Raw genomic sequence first — 4452 nt, forward strand, 5'->3', positions numbered from 1 at the left:
TCAGCCATTACGCCTGACTGCGCTCATTCCACGCATCCGAGTGAATGATGTTGCCGTCTTTGTACGTCCAGGTGATTTTTTCGTAGCGGAACTCAACCTGTTCCAGATGGTTGTGTTTCTCTTTGGCAGGATCTTTGATGTCATGCATCAGCGGTGCCACTTTCACCACCTTCACGTTCTCCAGTCGGGTGTTGAAATATTCCTTCTCCTGACCCGCGTCATCAATTTTGTACCACTTGATTTCCGCTGATTTCAGGGTTTGGCCAGAGGTGACCGCTTTATACAAATAGGGGCTTGATGAATCGACTTCTTTCGTGAACACGAGCGGCGCGTGCACGCGGGTGCCGGTCAGCTTGCCCGTATTGTTGTCCGTCGGGATATGCAGCGCATGTTCCAGCGCCACAATTTCGATGCTGCCTTCCCGGTTCTGTACATCCACAGACCCTTTGATGTCTGCACCACCGTCATCTTTCAACCACAAATAAGCGGGGATAGCCATAATATTACTCCTGTTTTTGAGTGTGTGAGGTCGCCTGCACCGGCGACGTTGTTGTTGATAAAAAGCCGGGTACGGTTTGCGGTCGCTGGCAGGCGACTGCATTAGGTACCAGACGGATTTCAACTCTGCGGTTGGCAGTACGCCCCGCAGCGGTTGAATTGGTGGCGATCGGTCGCGTTGCGCCTTCGCCCTGTACTGCAAAGCAAGCGAGCGGAATGTCGCTGGTGTGTTGTAGCCAGTCGCGTACCGCTTCTGCCCGCGCCAGTGATAGCACCCGGTTTTTCGCGGCATCACCGGTAGAATCGGTATAGCCGGTAATCGTAATCAGCCAGCCCGGTTTAGCGCGGATGGTCATCAACGCATTGACTAACACTTTGGTCGAGTCGGCTTTCAGTTTCGCCTGACCGACATCAAACAGCGCCAGACTGTTCAGACTAATGGTCTGCGGGATGACTGTCGTCACCGGCTTTTTCTCCGCTGGCTCAGCCGCGTAACGGGCAATAGCCGCCTGCAACCTCGGACGTAACCGTGCGCCCTGATACAATCCCAGTCCCAGACGCCACGGCACTCCGTCGCGGTAATATGCCTCAAGCAATTTGTCATCCGCCCGCAGTACCGCTACCGCCTGCGCTCTGTGGCTCTTCTCCTTAATGGCAAGAGACTGATAGTGCAACAGGTCACCCTCTACTTGACGCAATAACCGCCAGTTATGCCAGGCTGAACAGCCCAGCGCCGTCATCCCGGCCAGCAAAAAGAGTCCCATTGCCCTGCGTTGCGCCCGCTGTACCGGGGTCAGCACCGTCCCCACCGGCAACAGACGCAGTGCCTGGTCCGGGAAAGGCAGTGCCGGCACCGCTTCCATCGTCCCTGACTGGTTGCGCGGATTACCCGCCCCCTTCAGCGCCGTTCTGCTCTGCCACCATTGCTGCCAGAGATGGCCGGTTAACGGGTTAGGTAACGCGGGCACAAACGTTAACATCATGGCCCGTGGTGGACAGGACGGCAGCCCATCCTCCGGGGTCAGACAAGCCGGTAATACGTATTCTTTCATCCAGTCAGCCCAGCCAGTCAACTCAACCCCGCGTTGAAAACGCACCATCTGTTCGGTCATCTGGCCCTGTCTCAACCAATTCGCTAACGGCTGAAAAGGCATTTTCTCCTGCCAGACCGTGACGGTGGATTGTCCCGCCAACCACTCAAACCACGTCGGATCAGGTTGTTGCCAACCATCAGCCAAATAACCGGCCAGCAGTAAAGGCAGCGCAATATTCTGTCGCTGGCGCACCTGAGAAAGCTGCCAGCGCAGCTCCCGTACCCGACCGGCCAACATTGCCGCATCACCGCATTGCTGTGGGTTGATCACCGCCATCACGCTCAACTGTCCACCCCAGGATGGCCGGGCAGCCAGCAAGGTTTCCACGCTGTCAGTCAGAGACATGCCAGACGGCAAGCACAACCAGCAACCCTGCGACGTCTGACGTAGCCACGCTTCACCAAACAAGCTGTCCTGAATGTCGCTGTACACCAGCACCACCGGGTGACGGTCACTTTCCGGTGGCAGCAATGCCGATAGATCATCATGTCGTTTCCGTCGCTGAGATCGTCCGGTATAAAACCCGCCGGTCAGTGTGCAGAGCACAATGATGATGACCCCCACCCACTGGCCTGCGGGTGATAAGGGCAACCAGATCAAGCAGAGCAACAGCGCCAGTCCCGCCCCCCATGCCCACAGTCCCCGTTGCAGCATGATACTCATCGTGTCAGCCCCGGGAATAGCGTCGCCAGATACTGACTCAGCCCCCACCAGACACCGGCCAACACGACCACCGTTACGACCAGCCGACGGGCAACGGCGTACTGCCAATCACCCGACGGAGATACACAATCCAGCAGGGGTGAAGATTGCGTTGTTCCAAAAGGCACAACCTGTTCATTTAAACGGGTGATCAGTTGTTCCCGAACCAGAGGGGTATCTTCCCGACCATGACCTTCGAACCCCAGCATCAGCACCCGATGAAAACAGGTCAGCACCGCCTTATTAGGGGCAGGCTCATGCAAAACGGTGCGTATCCGCTCATATAATTGGTTGCCCGCTTCCGCAGTATCAAAGAAATAAGCCTGTAACGAGGCGGCACGCCAGGCCGTATACCCCGCATCCTTCGCCCGCTTCAGGATGGTTTCATCCAGCAGGGCGCACTGAGCGTAACTGATATGCTCAATCGCGGATTCGCTGATGCCCGCATCACGCAGTTCCTGCCGAACCCGTTTTATCTCGCGGATACAGAGTTGCCATACCGTGTCCCCCTGCTCCACCGGCACGTCCTGGCACAGGGCCGTCACCAGCAGGTAGCTGTTTTGCAACAGGGCATCAATATCCGGTTGCAGTTTTTTTTGAGTCGATAAATGTGATGAATTCATGTCCGAAGTACCGCAAACAGTTCAAGCTGAATATCACCCAGAATACTAGGCACGTAAAAAGCACAGGCACCCGACGCCAGCATAGCTTTAGCCGCCGGATGGCTCAGGTCGAGCGCAAAATATTGGTTCTCCAGCCGTAACGGAATCGCCGCCGGCACATGGCTAAGTGCGATCAAAGGGATACCCGTCAATGCCCGGTTAATCATCCGATCAACATCGTCCGGTGCCCCAGCTTTACATAACAATGGAAACCGGGTCTGTAACTGATGCGCCGGTATTGACGAACGGACCGAAAGATAAAAATCTGCCGCTTCGCACAAGCGGGCATCATGCAAGGTCCCCAACCACTGCTGTTCTCCCGGTTTTTTCAACTCAATCGCCACCATCCGCGATGGCAGGCTGGTTTCCAGCAATTGATTTAGCAAGTCAAACAATGGTGAAAACACTGCGCTCAGATTATCGTGCTGATAACGGGGGATCACCCCGGCATCATGATCCAACGAAAAGGTCAGCAAACTACCGGCAAGTTTGACCATTTCACGGTAGAACAGCTCTGGATGCACATCCGCGTGCGCCAGAAAATCACTGAGTACCGGCTCATAGCTGTTAAGCGCATTGAGCAGCCAAAACAACGACACATCCGCTACGGCAAAATCTGCCATCCGCTCATTGCTTTCACGGCGCATCCCCATCAACCGGGTCTGTTTAGCCCGCAACCGGGTCAGCAACAGGTCGAGCCGGTTTATCAGCCCAGCATTCGCCCCCACACGCAATAATGGCGGCATAAACTGTTCATCAAAGGCCCAGTTACCCTGAGCATCACGCAACAGACGGACGACGGGGCAGGTGAGATATTGTCCGTTTTCCATGCTGTCAAAACGCAGTGATACGGTATAACGCGCCACCGCCATCGATTCACGACAATCACTGAATTCATCCTGTACCGGTACCCACTCCTGCCGGTAACGTACCGGACGGTCAGACTGTTCATCGGGTTTAAGACAATTTCCGCCGTTAGCATACGTGTGCGGCAATGCCAGCAACACCGTGGCCTGTTGCGCCTCGGTTGGCAGAACCGACGCCAATTTTAATACTGGCGGTAACCCGTCAGCGCGATCGGTATCAATCAGCGTTCCATCAGCAAAACGTACACACAGGTGATCAGCCTTTAACTGTCCCAGCGCCAAGGCATCTTTATCAAACACCACAGTTTGCACGCCCCAGGGATGCACCCATCCCAACCGGGCAATACACTGGTTCGTATAAGCCTCCCAGCGGGCCTGCTGCTGAAACTGTTGGGGCGATAAAATGGTCCCCGTTACCCAGAGAGGACGATCTATTTTCATGATGTTCCCCCTCTTATGTTTTGGCTTTCGGCATCTGAGAAACCAGCGACAGATTGACGTCAAGCCCTTCAACCTGAAAATGCGGCACCGCATACAGCCTGACCCGGAAGAATCCCGGATTGTCATCAATATCTTCAACGACCACCCGCGCTTCACGCAGTGGATGCGAGGCTTGCAGATCGTCAGACG

4 protein-coding genes and 1 pseudogene are annotated in these 4452 nt (G+C 55.4%); all 5 read right to left on the reverse strand.

Going from position 1 to position 4452, the window contains the following annotated elements:
• Positions 1-7: 7 nt before the first annotated feature.
• A complete protein-coding gene (locus AM629_RS20540) occupies positions 8-499 on the reverse strand; it encodes an Hcp family type VI secretion system effector (protein WP_054481605.1) in 492 nt (163 codons plus the stop codon).
• 4 nt (positions 500-503) lie between these two features.
• A complete protein-coding gene (locus tag AM629_RS20545; protein WP_235525560.1) occupies positions 504-2363 on the reverse strand; it encodes an OmpA family protein in 1860 nt (619 codons plus the stop codon).
• Positions 2252-2917, reverse strand: a complete 666-nt coding sequence (tssL, locus tag AM629_RS20550) for a type VI secretion system protein TssL, short form (RefSeq protein WP_054481609.1) — start codon at positions 2915-2917, stop codon at positions 2252-2254. The genes AM629_RS20545 and tssL overlap by 112 nt, the downstream gene beginning before the upstream one ends.
• Positions 2914-4263: a type VI secretion system baseplate subunit TssK gene (tssK, locus tag AM629_RS20555; RefSeq protein ID WP_054481611.1), complete on the reverse strand. Its 1350-nt coding sequence runs from the start codon at positions 4261-4263 to the stop codon at positions 2914-2916. The genes tssL and tssK overlap by 4 nt, the downstream gene beginning before the upstream one ends.
• A gap of 13 nt (positions 4264-4276) precedes the next feature.
• Positions 4277-4452, reverse strand: a pseudogene (locus AM629_RS22775) (type VI secretion system contractile sheath large subunit); the annotation flags it as partial.

This window comes from Photorhabdus heterorhabditis, assembly GCF_001280945.1.
Classification (GTDB): Bacteria; Pseudomonadota; Gammaproteobacteria; order Enterobacterales; family Enterobacteriaceae; genus Photorhabdus; species Photorhabdus heterorhabditis.

Excerpts from the sequence above, each read along its gene's own strand:
- tssK (WP_054481611.1), bottom strand. The coding sequence starts at position 4,263 with ATGAAAATAGATCGTCCTCTCTGGGTAACGGGGACCATTTTATCGCCC.
- tssL (WP_054481609.1), bottom strand. The coding sequence starts at position 2,917 with ATGAATTCATCACATTTATCGACTCAAAAAAAACTGCAACCGGATATT.
- AM629_RS20540 (WP_054481605.1), bottom strand. The coding sequence starts at position 499 with ATGGCTATCCCCGCTTATTTGTGGTTGAAAGATGACGGTGGTGCAGAC.